Source organism: Brevundimonas sp. (assembly GCF_041688735.1).
GTDB lineage: Bacteria > Pseudomonadota > Alphaproteobacteria > Caulobacterales > Caulobacteraceae > Brevundimonas.
Window position 1 is genome coordinate 1 of the sequence record NZ_JBDNHO010000023.1, and the last position, 14,212, is coordinate 14,212.

General features: G+C 65.0%; 14 protein-coding genes and 1 tRNA gene. 9 read left to right on the top strand and 6 right to left on the bottom strand.

The features are described 5' to 3' along the window. Nucleotides 1-90: 90 nt before the first annotated feature. The 4 genes from ACESMO_RS02980 to ACESMO_RS02995 all read right to left on the bottom strand — a co-directional run bounded on the left by ACESMO_RS02980 (nucleotide 91) and on the right by ACESMO_RS02995 (nucleotide 4,068). Nucleotides 91-699 (bottom strand): hypothetical protein, encoded by a 609-nt coding sequence (locus ACESMO_RS02980; RefSeq protein ID WP_372706695.1) that lies wholly within the window; start codon nucleotides 697-699, stop codon nucleotides 91-93. Then, nucleotides 689-1,312 carry a hypothetical protein gene (locus ACESMO_RS02985; protein WP_372706696.1) on the bottom strand — a complete coding sequence of 208 codons (624 nt, stop codon included), beginning with the start codon at nucleotides 1,310-1,312 and terminating at the stop codon, nucleotides 689-691. The genes ACESMO_RS02980 and ACESMO_RS02985 overlap by 11 nt, the downstream gene beginning before the upstream one ends. Further along, on the bottom strand, nucleotides 1,312-2,121 hold the full coding sequence (locus ACESMO_RS02990; protein WP_372706697.1) for a hypothetical protein: 810 nt from the start codon (nucleotides 2,119-2,121) through the stop codon (nucleotides 1,312-1,314). The genes ACESMO_RS02985 and ACESMO_RS02990 overlap by 1 nt, the downstream gene beginning before the upstream one ends. Before the next feature lie 153 nt (nucleotides 2,122-2,274). Continuing rightward, nucleotides 2,275-4,068, bottom strand: a complete 1,794-nt coding sequence (locus tag ACESMO_RS02995) for a terminase large subunit domain-containing protein (RefSeq protein WP_372706698.1) — start codon at nucleotides 4,066-4,068, stop codon at nucleotides 2,275-2,277. A gap of 325 nt (nucleotides 4,069-4,393) precedes the next feature. Here ACESMO_RS02995 and ACESMO_RS03000 point away from each other — a divergent pair, with 325 nt between their 5' ends. Continuing rightward, nucleotides 4,394-5,317 carry a hypothetical protein gene (locus ACESMO_RS03000; RefSeq protein ID WP_372706699.1) on the top strand — a complete coding sequence of 308 codons (924 nt, stop codon included), beginning with the start codon at nucleotides 4,394-4,396 and terminating at the stop codon, nucleotides 5,315-5,317. A gap of 23 nt (nucleotides 5,318-5,340) precedes the next feature. Continuing rightward, complete coding sequence (locus tag ACESMO_RS03005; RefSeq protein ID WP_372706700.1) at nucleotides 5,341-5,904, top strand: fasciclin domain-containing protein; 564 nt, start codon at nucleotides 5,341-5,343, stop codon at nucleotides 5,902-5,904. Nucleotides 5,905-6,170: 266 nt separating this feature from the next. Here ACESMO_RS03005 and lipB read toward each other — a convergent pair whose 3' ends face one another. Further along, nucleotides 6,171-6,914 carry a lipoyl(octanoyl) transferase LipB gene (gene lipB / locus ACESMO_RS03010; protein ID WP_372706701.1) on the bottom strand — a complete coding sequence of 248 codons (744 nt, stop codon included), beginning with the start codon at nucleotides 6,912-6,914 and terminating at the stop codon, nucleotides 6,171-6,173. Between the two features lie 30 nt (nucleotides 6,915-6,944). On the opposite strand from lipB, the gene ACESMO_RS03015 reads away from it, so the two are divergent. The 7 genes from ACESMO_RS03015 to ACESMO_RS03045 all read left to right on the top strand — a co-directional run bounded on the left by ACESMO_RS03015 (nucleotide 6,945) and on the right by ACESMO_RS03045 (nucleotide 13,425). Further along, on the top strand, nucleotides 6,945-7,241 hold the full coding sequence (locus tag ACESMO_RS03015) for a FliM/FliN family flagellar motor switch protein (protein ID WP_372706702.1): 297 nt from the start codon (nucleotides 6,945-6,947) through the stop codon (nucleotides 7,239-7,241). Nucleotides 7,242-7,785: 544 nt separating this feature from the next. After that, nucleotides 7,786-7,872 (top strand) — tRNA-Leu (locus ACESMO_RS03020). Between the two features lie 61 nt (nucleotides 7,873-7,933). Beyond that, complete coding sequence (mgtE, locus tag ACESMO_RS03025) at nucleotides 7,934-9,346, top strand: magnesium transporter (protein ID WP_372706703.1); 1,413 nt, start codon at nucleotides 7,934-7,936, stop codon at nucleotides 9,344-9,346. A gap of 69 nt (nucleotides 9,347-9,415) precedes the next feature. Then, nucleotides 9,416-10,759 (top strand): lysozyme, encoded by a 1,344-nt coding sequence (locus ACESMO_RS03030; protein ID WP_372706704.1) that lies wholly within the window; start codon nucleotides 9,416-9,418, stop codon nucleotides 10,757-10,759. Nucleotides 10,760-10,795: 36 nt separating this feature from the next. Further along, nucleotides 10,796-11,959: an isovaleryl-CoA dehydrogenase gene (locus ACESMO_RS03035; RefSeq protein WP_372706705.1), complete on the top strand. Its 1,164-nt coding sequence runs from the start codon at nucleotides 10,796-10,798 to the stop codon at nucleotides 11,957-11,959. A 63-nt stretch (nucleotides 11,960-12,022) separates the two neighbouring features. Beyond that, nucleotides 12,023-12,658 (top strand): exopolysaccharide biosynthesis protein, encoded by a 636-nt coding sequence (locus ACESMO_RS03040; protein ID WP_372706706.1) that lies wholly within the window; start codon nucleotides 12,023-12,025, stop codon nucleotides 12,656-12,658. Between the two features lie 83 nt (nucleotides 12,659-12,741). Further along, a complete protein-coding gene (locus tag ACESMO_RS03045; RefSeq protein WP_372706707.1) occupies nucleotides 12,742-13,425 on the top strand; it encodes an exopolysaccharide biosynthesis protein in 684 nt (227 codons plus the stop codon). A gap of 55 nt (nucleotides 13,426-13,480) precedes the next feature. Here ACESMO_RS03045 and ACESMO_RS03050 read toward each other — a convergent pair whose 3' ends face one another. After that, complete coding sequence (locus tag ACESMO_RS03050; protein WP_372706708.1) at nucleotides 13,481-14,083, bottom strand: flagellin; 603 nt, start codon at nucleotides 14,081-14,083, stop codon at nucleotides 13,481-13,483. Between the last annotated feature and the right edge of the window lie 129 nt (nucleotides 14,084-14,212).

Sequence of the window (14,212 nt, forward strand, 5' to 3'; positions counted from 1 at the left end):
ACAGCGGGAAATATGGCTTGATCCGACGCATCTGCTTGTTCGTCAGCCAAAACAGATCACTCATGACAGGCTCCTCCTGCCACCAGTGAATCAGATCGCCACGACCGTGTGAATCCCTTTAATGGGTCCTGAGCCTAGAGCCGCCAGCAACTCGTCGGGGTCGTTTGCAGCGACTATCGTGGGCATCATAAAGTCACGCAGTTGGTAGCGCCGATCCCGTTCTGTCTTCTTCTGAGCCGTCTTTGATCCAGCAAGCGTGGTGGCAAGGAGGTCGACATGGTGATTCTTCGCACCGTCTGGCGTGTGGTAGACGCCGAAATTTTTTTGAGGTTGTCCGAGCGAACGAACATTCCCGGCGCTGAATATTGCTGCTCCTAGTAAGGTTTGAGGCTCTGCCGCGTTCTGAAGTAGGTTCATGATTGTACCCAGAATTTCGACATCACTGGCACCGGCCCTAATTAGAGACGCTCCGCCCGCACTAACGCTCGTGAGCTTTTGAGTCAGGATCAAACCCGCGTCATACATACCTGGGGTGGTGAGAATGCGTGCAACCACCTCTTCGTCAGCTACCCCCCGATGGTCATCGCCGACAAGAGACCAAGGCTCGCAGAAACACTGGGGAAACGCCAAATCGAGCGCGCCCGCCTTGTTATGGGGGGCGGCGATAGCCCAAGCAGCACGACAGTCATCACCGCTCATGCTGAGCTATCGCTCGAAGGCGGGTTAGAACGTCATGCAATTGGACCGGAAGGCTTTGGTTATCAAACTCTAGCTCGACCTCGGCCTGCGTTTCGCCGTCCGGCAAGTCGAGTACGAAATCCACTGCTCCATCGCCTGAGACAGTAATCTCCCCCTCACCTCCTGTGAAATTTAGCACAAACATCGGCAATCCAGACGCATGCAGCATTGCGATGGGCTCCACGGGATAGGATTTCAGGAAGCCAAGCAGATTAGACGCTACCTCGAGTGCGCCAAGGTCAGGAGCAGGCGCTCCCTCAGCGTCCCAATTGTCTCGCCAGTCTCGAAAAAGTCGCAGGCGTTGTAGCGCGGCGGCAGAAGCCGAGGGCTTCGAATCGTTTGCCACAGCCATGTAACCAATCGCCGCGACAGAACAGTATCGTTCTGCTTCCGCAAGGATGTGCAAAGCGGAAAAGCTCGCGCCGCATGCCGAAACGGCACGCCGAAGTTCCAACGCAACCGAAACCGCAGCCGCCTGGTATGCGATCGGGCGGCTCGAAGTCAGATGCTCCCAGTCGACACCGCCCGTCGTCGGAGTGGAAACGTCTGTATCGGTAGTGAATTCAACAGTCATTATGGAAGCGATATGGCGAGCGCAGCCTCGGGACTCAAGATATCCCTGAGAAGGCTCTTCAATCGATCATGTGAGGAGTCGAGATGGTAAGAGAGCCGCTCCCAACTAACGTTATTTGAATATTCCGCATAACCGTCCTGTCCAAACTGATCAAACGTTTGAGTCTTTATGCGAACTTGCCGGTTGATTTTTTCTTCAAGAAGGTTATCAGCGACGTCTATATTTACATTCACAAGCCTACGGCAGTGTTCGTCTATTGGCTCAAACCAACCCATGTGACAATGCCAACTGGCTTTCGAATGAAACGCCCCGGCAGCAATCAGTGGTGAATTAGCGTTTACAACTTCCGAAACATCAGATTGATCCCCAACCAACCCGATAAATACATCTGTATATTCGCTAGAAATATTATTTACAGAAGACCCGCCGGTAAATTCTGAAACAGCATCCCCTAAAAGTTTCTGGGCACGGGCCTTAAACGGTGACCATCGGATGTACTCAAAATCTTCAAACCTCAGAGATTCCCTATTTATAAACGCTCGCTCTCCAATACGTCCGTCGGACTGCCGAACATAGCTCATTCCCTGCATTGGGGATGACACGTTCAAGAACTGTTGAATCTGAGGAGGTAGTTGGGGATTGATCGGGGCGTGCTCAGTCAACCCAAGCTCAACGGCGATCGGGTTCACATTGTTGAGGGCCTTGCGGAAGGTCAAGTCTCCGACCGGCTCATTCAGAGTCACGGTAATTGCCGCGAGTTGGATGGCATGGGTATCGTGGATCGGCTTCCAAGATCCGAATTGCGGCATCAGCTACCCTTTTGGCGACTGTAGGGACGGAACATCACTGGAGACTTCCGAACAGCGCGACATACCCGCCTACACAATCTATTGCGAGTCGGGAGAGCCTGACATCGCCATTTGAACGAAGTGTTGATGGTGGCGTCATTAAGCCCGCCCCCCTCACACCCACCGCACCCTCGGCCCCCAATCCCCCTCCGGCGCGTCGATCAGCAGATCCGTCACCGCCCACACCAGCGCATCGGCCCGGTCCAGCGAGCTGGCCCCCTCCATCTCGCCCCCAAACGCCATCAGCTCCTCTTCCAGCGCCGAGAACGGCACGCCATCCGCAGGGGCGTGGCGGACGCGGCCCTGTTCGTAGAGGGCGGCGACGGGTTCGGCGCGGACGCGCTTGCCCCGGGTGGCGCGGACCTCGCGGATGCGCAAGGCACAGCCGGCGGTCTTGAGCACGGCCCGGACCATGTCGCCGCCCTGGTTGACCTCGACCACCACGGCCCCGGCGTTGAATTCCTCGGCGGCCGCGACGGCGCGCCGGGCCCACTGGTCGGGGCTGAGGCCATGGGCCGAGCGGTCGGCCAGCACCACCGCCTCGCGCACGCCGTCGGGCCGGCGGCGCGAACCGGCGACGACGATACCGCAAGCGTCCCCGCCGACCGTGGTCGTGGGGTCGATGGCGACGATGAGTCTTTCCAGTTTTCCTTCTCCCCTTGCGGGAGAAGGAAGACGCTCCCGCGCCCGCGCCATCATCTCCGCCGTGAACAGCGCCCCGTCCAGATCGACCACGTGCCCCTCGATCTCCTGCGCCTCCCGCCGGGTGCCGCCGTACAGGTCGCGCAACCGCTCCAGAAACCCCGGCGTCAGATGCGCCGCGTTGTCTGCCGTCCCGGCATGGGTCAGGGCGCAGCCCGCCTCGTCGCGCAGCCCGATCAGGGCGCGCGTCGGCCGGGGCGTGGTCGTGACCACCAGTCGCGGCGGGCCGCCGTCGACGCCCGCCAATCTGAGCCCCATTCTCAAAAGGGCGAGCGTCTCGCCCGCGCCGCGCGATCCGGCGGCGGGCCAGGCGCAGAACTCGTCGGCCCAGGCGGCGCTGAACTGCGGCCCCCTGAGACTGTCGGGATCCTCGGCCGAAAAGGCCTGGGCGACACAGCCGTTGGCGAACACCAGCCGCCGCCGCGAGGGCTCGAACACCGGCCGGGTCGCCGCCGTCCAGCGCGGCAGCGAGCGCAGGCCCGACACCCCCTCGATCATCACCTCGCGCACATCGTGCAGGGTCGGCCCGATCAGGGCCAGCCGCCCGCCCTTGCCCAGCGCCTCGGCCTGGTCGGCCAGCCAGCTGGCCCCCGCCAGCGTCTTGCCGGCCCCGCGCCCGCCGAGGAACAGCCATGTGGACCAGTCGCCGCCGTCGGGAAAGCGGCCGGGCGGGGTCTGGGCCGGGCGAAGCCGGATCGGCGGGCCGAGGGGGATGGGGTTGGCGGGGTCCGCGACCCCGGCCCGGCGCCGCAGCCTCTCACAAAACCGGTCCAGCTTGTCGGCCAGCCCCACGGCCTTCTCGCCCATGCGGAACAATTTGTTGACCGTGACCTCCGCCCCGTCCGCCGCCGCCGGTTCGACCCGGTCGTAGATCGAGGCCACCGTCGCCACCGGATCGTAGCGGTGAAAGACGAAGGCCAGCTCGGCGCACACCACTCTCTCGACCCCGTCCGGTCCGGTGATCACCCGCGTCGGTGCCGGCCCCTTGGCCAGTCGCACCGCGTCGCGCCGGTCCTTCTTGCGCTTGTTCAGCTTGTTCGCCTGATGGTGGATGGTGCTGGGCGACACACCATATTCCGCCGCCAGCGCGCGGATCGGCTCACCCGCCAGCCAGCGGCCCAGCAGCGCGTCCCAGCGGTTCAGCGTCATGCCTGTGCGGCTCTGTTTCAGCGGCCGGTCGCGGGGGTCATCGATCTCCAGTTTCATGCCCACAGGATCGCACAGCCCCCGGCTAAGGCGGGCAGATGACGCTGGCCGTGGACGAAAACATAGGGAAACCGAGGGGTTGGCCGCCGAAGATAGTCTGGCAATCCGATTTTATCTATCACTCGCAGCGTCGGGCGGCGGCGTATCGACGGTGCCCCGAACACCCGGCCGAAGCTTACCTCAGGCATCTCGTCGGCCTTATCCATGGGCGCGGTCGGCGCCCCGGCCTTGCTCGCCAAGCCGCGACGCGCCGATCGCTGACGATCGGCCAGGGCCGGAACTGCGCCGGGGGCGGCGCGTTTGGCCTCAGATCGTGAGGTTTCCAATGTACAAGTTTGTCATCCTGACCACCGCCGCCGTTCTCGCCCTGTCCCTGCCCGCCGCAGCGTCCGCCCAGGAGGGACGCGGCAACGATGGCAATAAGGGCGATAAGGGCAATAAGGAACGCGGCAGCGACAACCGTGAGGGACGCGGTCAACAGGACCGCGGCAACGGACGCGGCGACCGCAACGACGACCGCCCGGTCGCGGTGGTCCGCGAAGGCCGGGGCGACCGTGACGTGACCAGAAATCTGGAACGCAATGCCGAGCGCGACGTCCGCCGCGACATCGAACGCGATATCGATCGCCGCGTGCTGGACACCGATGCCGGACGGGTCGCCGTACTCAGCCGTGATCGCGGCCGAGGCCTGATCGCCGGCTGCCCTCCGGGACTGGCCAAGAAGAACAACGGTTGCCTGCCGCCGGGACAGGCGCGCCGCATCGAACGCGAGCGCTTTGACTATCTTTGGTCGTCGCGCGACGATGCCTTCAACTACCGCTACGACGACGGCTTCCTCTACCGCCTGAACCGTCAGGGATCGCTGCTCGGCTATATGCCGGTGCTGGGCGGGGCGCTGTCGATGGGCAATATCTGGCCGGGCCAGTACGACTACCAGCCTGTGCCGCGCTCATTCGCCGACTATTACGGACTGACCGACCGCTATGACTATCGCTACGCCGACGGCGCGGTTTACGGCCTCGATCCCCGGACCCAGGCGATCAGCCAGGTGGCGGCTCTCCTGACCGGACAGCAGGTGAATATCGGCCAGACGATGCCGGCCGGTTTCGACGTGTACAACGTGCCCTACGCCTACCGCGACCGGTACCGGGACACGGCCGACGCTCGTTATCGCTACAACGACGGTCAGGTCTATCGGATCGACCCGACCACCCAACTGGTCCAGGCCGTCATCCAGTTGCTCACCTGACTTTGAATCCCGGAGGGATCACTATGCGCAAGATTTTCAGCTGGGCGCTTGCGCCCCTCGCGGTCGCGGCCCTGGCCGGGTGTGGCGACGATACCGCCAAGGTGGAGGGGAACAAGGCCGCCGAGCCCTCGTCCCGGACCCTGGCCGCGACGGTTCAGGGCGGAGACTTCGACACTCTGGGCGGGACCCTGACCAATGCGGGATTGACCGACGTGCTGGAGGGCAAGGGACCCTACACCCTCTTCGCGCCCGCCGACGCGGCCTTCACCGCCGCGGCTGGTGCCGCTGACTTCACCGACGAGGCCATGAGGGCCCAGGGCGCCGCCCTGTTGCGCGCGCACATCGTGCCCGGTGCCTTGACCCGCGCCGACATCATCAAGGCGCTGGACGGAGCCGGGGCCGGCGGCGTCGAGATGCGCACCATGGCCGACACCCTGCTGACCTTCTCGCGCGATGGCGATGCCCTCGTGGTGACCTCCGCAGACGGCGCTCGCGCACGGCTGAGTGGTGAGGAGACCGTCGCCAGCAACGGCGTACTGCACCCCGTCGACGGGCTGTTGGTCAAGCCGGCCCCACCGGCGGCCTAGAGCGAAATCGGTCTTGATGGACGCAGTCCATCAAGGCTCAGATTTCGCTCCAGCATGATTCTGGACCATTTTTTGGATTCAGGTCGATTCGACCTGAAGCAAAAGCGGTCTAGCGCCTGATCTGTTGAGGCGGAACCGCTTCGCGCTTCCTCCGGTGCTGTGAACCGGGTTCCCGGGTGATTCTGGAGCAAAATCCGGCTTTGGGCGTGAGCGCGTCCAGACCGATTTCGCCCCCGGACAGAGCTCAGGGCGGCCCGGGACAGAGGTCAGAAGGGCGCCGCGCCCGTCTCCACCGCCCCGAACACGCGCTGGAAGCCGACCTTCAGCGCAGCATCAGCCTCATCCATCGTCACGCGCACGCCCAGATCGGCCAGGCTGGTCACCCCATGTTCGGCTATGCCGCACGGCACGATGCCCCCGAAATGGCTCAGGTCGGGCTCCACGTTGAGGCTGACCCCGTGGAAGCTGACCCATTTGCGGACCTTCACCCCGATGGCGGCGATCTTGGCTTCCCGGACGACGCCGCCGCTTGTCATCCCGGAATCCGCGAAGCGACTATCCGGGACGACCCAGACCCCGACCCGGCCCTCGCGCACATCGGCGGGCACGCCGAGCGCGCCGAGGGTGCCGATGAGCCACTGCTCCAGCCCGCGCACGAAGAGCCGCACGTCTTTCCCGCGCGTGTTCAGGTCCAGCATCACATAGGCCACCCGCTGGCCCGGCCCGTGATAGGTGAACTGGCCACCCCGCCCGGTCCGGTGCACCGGGAACCGCGTCGCGTCCAGCAGGTCGCCGTCCTTGGACGACACGCCCGCCGTATAGAGCGGCGGATGCTCCAGCAGCCAGACCATCTCCGCCGCCTCGCCCGCCGCGATGGCCGCCGCCCGCGCCTCCATGGCCGCGACGGCACGGGAATAGTCGATGTGGCCGTGCGACGTCGCCCATTCGACGGGTCGTCCGTCGGCGCGGGCCAGTTTGGACAGGGTTTTGCTTAAGGCTTGGGAAAGCATGTCGCCCTCAATGTGGGGGCAGAGAGCGCCATGCAAGTTCAACCCGAACAATCCCTGTCAGCGTCAGAGTACCCCGTGTCACAGATCGATTGCGTAAACGTCGAGATTTCGGTCGTGCTGGGGCGTTCCGTGCTGCCCATGAGCCAGCTGCTGCGGATGGGCCGCGGGGCGGTGATTCCGCTCGACGCCTCCGAGCATGACGAGGTCTGGATCCTGGCCAACAACCACCCGGTGGCGCGCGGCGCGATCGAGATCCGCGAGGATCGCATCGCCATCACCGTGACGCGGGCGGCCGACTTGTATGACTTCATGGCCGGCGCGGCCTGAACCGCCGGTGCTCGGCACGGCTCGGGTGAGCGCAGCCTTGACCCGGACCCGGCAACCCGCCGCTCCGGCCACGATGTCGAGGTCCGAACCCTTCGGTAGCCGCAACCACGACTGATGGGTGCGCTTCCAGCTTGACGATGACGTCAGCTCCCGGCCGCGCGAAGCCGACTCGCGATTGAGGATCAGGGCCTCGACGATCAGGGCCTCGCCTTCGGGCACGATAGTGATCAGTGACTGCCCGGCCTCGGCGACCTCGCCCAGCGTGGTGACCTACACCGCATTGACCATGCCCGAGACCGGCGCGGTCAGGAATGCCATAGGTATCGACAGCGCGTGGCCGCGCTTGAAAAGCCGGATATAGGATGCGTCAGGCGCGCGTGTCAGGGTAACTTCGCCAGACTGACGTTGCCGTCATCACCGCCGAGCGGCCCGGTCCATTACCGAATGCAATCATGGCCGTGGGTTTGTATGATTTCATGGCCGGAGCCGCTTGAACCGCTTGGCAGCGGCGCCCACGTCCGCTATCAGCCCCCCTCCGATGCGGGCGGTCGTGGCGGAATTGGTAGACGCGCAGCGTTGAGGTCGCTGTTCCCTAACCGGAGTGGAAGTTCGAGTCTTCTCGACCGCACCATCGTTTTTTGCAGGGCAAATCAACGACTTATCGCTGATGTAAGAGTTTGGGGAGGCCGAGCGTGATCAACACTGCAACAGCCCCCCCGCCGCCTTCTCTCGACGACGACATCGATCACGACGCCCTTGACGAGGACTACGTCCTGACGGCCGCCTTCGTCGAAAAGGTCGTCGACGCCGCCGACGACGGCGACGGACTGAAGCTCCGCTCCCTCCTGGAAGACCTGCACCCGGCCGACGTGGCGGACCTGATGGGTTTCCTGACGTCCGAGCATCGCGCCGTGGTGGTGCTGTGGCTGCCGCCGGAACTTCTGGCCGAGACCCTGCCTGAACTGGACGACGGCATCCGCGAGGAGGTGCTGGAGCGCGTCCCGCACCTGATCCTGGCCAAAGCTCTGCAAGAGCTGGACTCAGACGACGCCGCCGCCGTGGTCGAGGACCTGGAGGACGACCAGCGCGAGCGCGTGCTGTCCGCCATGCCGGACGTCGACCGGGCCGCCATCGAGGATAGTCTGGGCTATGCGGAAGACTCCGCCGGCCGCCTGATGCAGCGCGAGGTGATGGCCGCGCCAAAATTCTGGACCGTGGGCGACACTATCGACCACATCCGGGGCCAGGGCGAAGACCTGCCCGAGCTGTTCTTCGACATCTATGTGGTCGACCCACTGAACAAGCCTGTCGGCGGCGTGCCGATCAGCCGGCTGCTGCGCTCGCCCCGCGCCATGCCGCTGGCCGAAATCATGGAGCCGATCAACGCGATCGCCGTCGATCAGGACCAGGAAGAGGTCGCCTACATCTTCGAGAAATACCACCTGATCTCGGCCCCGGTCATCGATGCGGCGGGGCGGCTGGTGGGCCAGATCACCGTCGACGACATCGTCAACATCATCCAGGAAGAGAACCGCGAAGACATTCTGCGTCTGGCGGGCGTGTCGGACGAGAGCCGCGGGGCCGGCGTGTTCGGCGTCGTGCGGTCGCGCATCCCCTGGCTGATCGTCAACCTGGGCACCGCCATCTTCGCCTCACTGGTCATCGGCCAGTTCACGACCGAGCTGGAAGCTCTCGTCTATCTGGCCATCCTGATGCCCGTGGTCGCCTCCATCGGCGGCAACTCCGGCACCCAGGCCCTGACCGTGGCCGTCCGTTCCCTTGCCTCGCGCGAGTTGAACTCGGCCAACGCCGTCCGCATCCTCGGCCGCGAGGTTCTGGTCGGACTGTTCAACGGCGTGACCATCGGCACGCTTCTCGCGGGCGTGGCCTGGATCTGGTTCCGCGAACCGCTGCTGTCCCTGACCATCGGCCTGGCGGTACTGATCAACCTCGTGGCGGCGTCTCTGGCCGGAACCCTGGTGCCGCTGGCGCTTGACCGGCTGGATCGCGACCCGGCCGTGGCGTCTCCCGTATTCGTGACATGGATTACCGATACGGTCGGCTTCCTCAGCTTTTTGGGACTGGCTGGCGTGATCCTGCTCTAACGAAAGTCGGCGCAACCCTTGCTGGCTCTCTAATCGGGCGAGCGCGCCCGTCTCGTTTTGGGTCAATCCGTGTCCGATCCCCTCCCGCCACGCATGAAGGTCTCCCGCGAGGGGATCATTCTGATCAAGAGCTTCGAAGGCTTCCGACCACGCGCGGTACGGGACGTGGATGGACGCTGGATCATCGGCTACCGACACGCGGCCTCGGCCCGGGAGGACCTGACGGTCGGCGAGCAAGACGCCGAACTGCTGCTGCAATACGACCTGCTGCCTGTAGTCCGGGCACTGAACGACAGCGTCGCAGTGCGCCTGAACCAGCACCAGTTCGACGCCTTGGCCAGCTTCGCGATTTCGGTCGGCGTCGACCGGTTCCTCGCCTCCGACGTCCTGAGCCGCTTCAACGCCGGCCGCGCCGGAGAAGCCGCCGACGCGCTGATCGGGTGGCCGGAAGCGACCGCCCCTGACGCGGCCCTGCGCCGACGCGCCGCCGAACGGGCCCTGTTCGTCGCCGATCCCGGCGCGGTCGTGACGCTGGCGCAACTGCTCGCCGCCCCCCTGCCTGCGCCTCAACCTCAGCCGACCCCGGCGCCGGCTACGGTTTCCGTGTCGCCGCGACCGGCGCTGGACGCCCGCGCCGCTGCCGTCGCAGTCCTGCTGGGCGACCCGACACCTCCCGTCGCCCCGGAGGCTCCGCCTGTTCCGGAGGCCAACCCGCCTGCGACTTCCTTTGCGTCGGAGCCGGAACCCGTTCGCGCCGCGCCGGACATGACAGTTTATCCGCAGCGCTATTCGCCCTATGCGGCCGCCATCATCGGCCCATTGCCGGGCTTCCCGCCTGCGGTCACAGCCAAGGCCCTGCCACCAACGGAAACGGCGTTCGCAATGCCCGCCGCGCCGGCGGCAGTCGTCGAGAACATCGTTCCCGCGTCGTTCGGCGACGCCCAGCAGGTCGCCTTCCAGCCCGAGCCGGTGGTTCCCCTCGTGCCCCTTCCGCCCGGTCCTTCGCCCTTCCCCGCCTTCGAAGAGGTGTTGCTGGTGCTCACGCCCGCGACCGATGCCGACTTTGTGGAGCCGACGCGTCCCACCTGGCCACCCGAAACGCGCGACGAGGCCGCGCCGGCCGAGGAAACCGCGTTGTTTGAGGACGAACCCACCCTGGCGGTCATGCGTCACGAGGTGGAAATCGCCCAGCCCAGCCGCTTCGACTGGAGCCAGACCGGAGCCTTCCTGATCATGGGCGGCGTGGGCCTGGCGGCCTGCGCCTTCTCGGCGGCGGCGTTTCGTCTCGCGCAGGAAGAGCCCTCCCCCATGGGCGAGACCACGGTCCTGGCCTGGACGCTGGCGATCATCGGCGTGATCACAGTCGGCGTATCGTCCTGGAACCTGTATGTCCGCTGGGGCAAGCCGGACTGACTTTGCGGGACGCACGGTCAATGCTACGCCGCCGCCATGAGCATTCCCAACGCCCCCCAATCGATGGAATTCGGCCTCGGCGAAAACGCCGACATGATCCGCGAGACCACCGCCCGCTGGGCGACTGACCGTCTGGCGCCCCTGGCCGCCGAGATCGACGAGACCAATGCCTTCAAGCGCGAACTGTGGCCCGAGATGGGCGCGCTGGGCCTGCACGGAATCACGGTCGAGGAGGAGTACGGCGGCCTCGGCCTCGGCTACCTCGAGCATGTGGTGGCGATGGAGGAGGTGTCGCGCGCCTCGGCCTCGATCGGCCTCGCCTACGGGGCCCACTCCAACCTGTGCGTCAACCAGATCCGCCGCTGGGGCACGGAACCGCAAAAACAGAAATACCTGCCCAAGCTGATCTCCGGCGAACATGTCGGTTCGCTGGCCATGTCCGAGGTCGGCTCCGGATCCGACGTCATGTCGATGCGCACCCAGGCCCGCAAGGACGGCGACCGCTATGTCCTGAACGGCACCAAATTCTGGATCACCAACGCCCCGCACGCCGAGACCTTGGTGGTCTATGCCCGCACCGGCGAGGGCAACGGTGGCGTCACCGCCTTCCTGATCGAAAAGGGAATGAAGGGGTTCAGCGTCTCCAAGAAGCTGGACAAGATGGGCATGCGCGGCTCGGACACCGCCGAGCTGGTGTTCGAGGACTGCGAAGTCCCGGAGGACAACGTCATGGGCCCGGTCGGCGGCGGTGCCGGGGTGCTGATGAGCGGGCTCGACTATGAGCGCGCCGTACTGGCGGCCGGGCCGCTGGGCATCATGCAAGCGGCGCTCGACGTGGTCCTGCCCTATCTCCGGGAACGCAAACAGTTCGGCAAGGCCATCGGCAGCTTCCAGCTGATGCAGGCCAAGGTCGCCGACATGTATGTCGCCCTGAACAGCGCCCGCGCCTACGTCTACGCCGTCGCCCGCGCCTGCGACCAAGGCAAGACCACCCGCTATGACGCAGCAGGCGCGATCCTGCTGGCGTCAGAGAACGCCGTGAAGGTCAGTCTTGAAGCGGTCCAGGCGCTGGGCGGCGCTGGCTATACCAAGGAATGGCCCGTTGAACGGTTGGTGCGCGACGCCAAACTGTACGACATCGGCGCGGGGACGAACGAAATCCGTCGGTTCCTGATCGGGCGAGAGCTGCTCGGGAGCTGAGCACTAAAACTGACCCACCCAAGCAATGGTGACGCCAGCCATCTGCCCGGCCAGCGTCCGCCCATGACCCTGACCGAGGCCTCGACGGGACGGCCGCGCGCGTTCTCCGACGTGCTGGCCACGCTGTGCGCCCGCAAGGCGGAAAAGCTCTGCCTCGGCGAGGTCGTAGAGGCGTTCGGGGACCGGGGCTTCGGGCCGGTCATGTTCTTCTTCGCCCTGATCAACCTGCTGCCTTGGCCGCCAGGCGGAACGACCCTGACCGGCGCGCCGCTGTTGCTGTTGTCGATGGAGTTGGCCTTGGGCCGCGACCGCCTTTGGATCCCGCGCTGGGCCGAGCGGGTCTCGGTCAACCGGCAGACGTTTCGGTCACTGACCAGTCGCTTCAACCGACCCTTGCGGTGGACCGAGGCCGTATCCCGGCCGCGCCTGTTCTTCCTGACCGGCGGGTTCGGTCAGGGCCTGATCGGCCTGGCCTGCCTGTTCCTGTCGGCGGTGCTGGTGCTGCCCATATCCGGCGGCAACCTGGTCCCGGCGATCGCCATCGCCTTCTTCGCCATGGGCGTGATGCAGCGCGACGGCGTCGCCGTGCTTCTGGGCTGGCTGACCACAGCAGCAGCAGCAGCCATCCTGTTCCTGGCCTGGAAACTGATCGTCGCCGGTTTCGAGTACGGCTTGGAGGCCGTCCAGCGGTCGATCTGATTTCATTTCCAGGGTTGCCATTTGTTAAGTGGCGCTTGAGTGCCGCCGTGCCTAGATCGGACCATCTCCTCCGGACGCCGCCGATGCCCGACTACGACTATCAGAACGACAGCCGGCCGTTCTCACAGGTGATCGAGGATATCGGTGCCAAGGACGACCCGAGGCTGTATCTGGGCGAACTGGTCAAAGCTTTTGGCGAGCGCGGCTTCGGCGCGCTGATGCTGTTCTTCGGCCTCCTCAGCGCCGCCATCGGCATCATTCCGGGAACCACGACGATCCTGGGCGCGCCACTGTTGCTGATGGGCCTGCAGCTGGCGATACGCCAAGACCAGCTGTGGCTCCCGCGATGGGCTCTGCGTCGCTGGATCGAGCGCGAGACTTATCGGGCCGGCGTGGCGCGGGTTCTTCCGCGGCTCAGAAAAGTGGAACGGCTGTCCAGGCCTCGCTTGTCGATTATGACCGGCGAAGTGTCAGAAGTGCTGATAGGTGTCGCCACGGTGCTACTGGCGATCATCCTGGTCCTCCCGCTCTGGGGCGGCAATCTCATTCCGGCGCTGATCATCTCCGCCTTCGGCTTCGGGTTGATGCAGCGGGACGGGCTAGCCATCGTCATCGGGTGGAGCGCGATCGCCCTGATCTGCATCGCCGCCTTCGTCATCTGGTTCGCCTGGGCCTGGACCTCAACCTACCTGGTCCCGTTCTGGACCTGGCTCAACGGCTTGCTTCCGCAGGGATGGGCCTGGCTGACCGGGCTTTTCGGCGGCTGAACGCACGAGACGCCGGAGAGACGAACTCTCCGGCGTCTGCGAGAACCCGAAACAGTCAGTTGCGGAACAGCGACAGGATCAGCTGCGGCGTCTGATTGGCGATGCCCAGAGCCTGAACTCCCAGCTGCTGCTTTGTCTGCAGAGCCTGAAGCTTGGCGCTTTCTTTCGCCAGATCGGCGTCGACCAGATTGCCCACCCCCGCCTCCAGCGCGTCCGACAGCTTGCCGACGAACGTCAGGTGGGTCGAGAGTGCCTTCGACTTGGTGCCCAGCCGCGCGAGCGCGCCCGAGACCAGATCGATGGAGGCCGAAACGGCCGTCAGTGCGGCGGCCGCGTCGGTCAGCGTGGCGATCTGTTGCGTCGCCGCGACCGTGACGTTCGTTCCACCCAGTGCCAGGACTTCACCGGCGACCGTGATGGTCGACGTCCCTTGCGCATTGGCCAGCGCCTGGAAGCCCGTCGCGCCGGTCTTCAGCAGGTTGACCCCGTTGAATTCGGCATTGTCGGTCACCGAGGCGATCTGGTCGCGCAGGGTCTTGAAGTCCTCGTTCAGGGCTTCGCGAGATGAGGTCTTGAGCGAAGCGTCCGTAGCCGCGAGTGCCTTCTCCTTTAACTGGAGCAAGAGGTCGGAGACCGTCTCGCCCGCCGCTAGGCTCAGGACCCATTAAAGGGATTCACACGGTCGTGGCGATCTGATTCACTGGTGGCAGGAGGAGCCTGTCATGAGTGATCTGTTTTGGCTGACGAACAAGCAGATGCGTCGGATCAAGCCATATTTCCCGCTGTC

Excerpts from the sequence above, each read along its gene's own strand:
- ACESMO_RS03035 (WP_372706705.1), top strand. The coding sequence starts at position 10,796 with ATGAGCATTCCCAACGCCCCCCAATCGATGGAATTCGGCCTCGGCGAA.
- ACESMO_RS03005 (WP_372706700.1), top strand. The coding sequence starts at position 5,341 with ATGCGCAAGATTTTCAGCTGGGCGCTTGCGCCCCTCGCGGTCGCGGCC.
- ACESMO_RS03000 (WP_372706699.1), top strand. The coding sequence starts at position 4,394 with ATGTACAAGTTTGTCATCCTGACCACCGCCGCCGTTCTCGCCCTGTCC.
- ACESMO_RS03045 (WP_372706707.1), top strand. The coding sequence starts at position 12,742 with ATGCCCGACTACGACTATCAGAACGACAGCCGGCCGTTCTCACAGGTG.
- ACESMO_RS02990 (WP_372706697.1), bottom strand. The coding sequence starts at position 2,121 with ATGCCGCAATTCGGATCTTGGAAGCCGATCCACGATACCCATGCCATC.
- ACESMO_RS03040 (WP_372706706.1), top strand. The coding sequence starts at position 12,023 with ATGACCCTGACCGAGGCCTCGACGGGACGGCCGCGCGCGTTCTCCGAC.
- ACESMO_RS02985 (WP_372706696.1), bottom strand. The coding sequence starts at position 1,312 with ATGACTGTTGAATTCACTACCGATACAGACGTTTCCACTCCGACGACG.
- ACESMO_RS03015 (WP_372706702.1), top strand. The coding sequence starts at position 6,945 with ATGCAAGTTCAACCCGAACAATCCCTGTCAGCGTCAGAGTACCCCGTG.
- lipB (WP_372706701.1), bottom strand. The coding sequence starts at position 6,914 with ATGCTTTCCCAAGCCTTAAGCAAAACCCTGTCCAAACTGGCCCGCGCC.
- ACESMO_RS02995 (WP_372706698.1), bottom strand. The coding sequence starts at position 4,068 with ATGAAACTGGAGATCGATGACCCCCGCGACCGGCCGCTGAAACAGAGC.
- ACESMO_RS02980 (WP_372706695.1), bottom strand. The coding sequence starts at position 699 with ATGAGCGGTGATGACTGTCGTGCTGCTTGGGCTATCGCCGCCCCCCAT.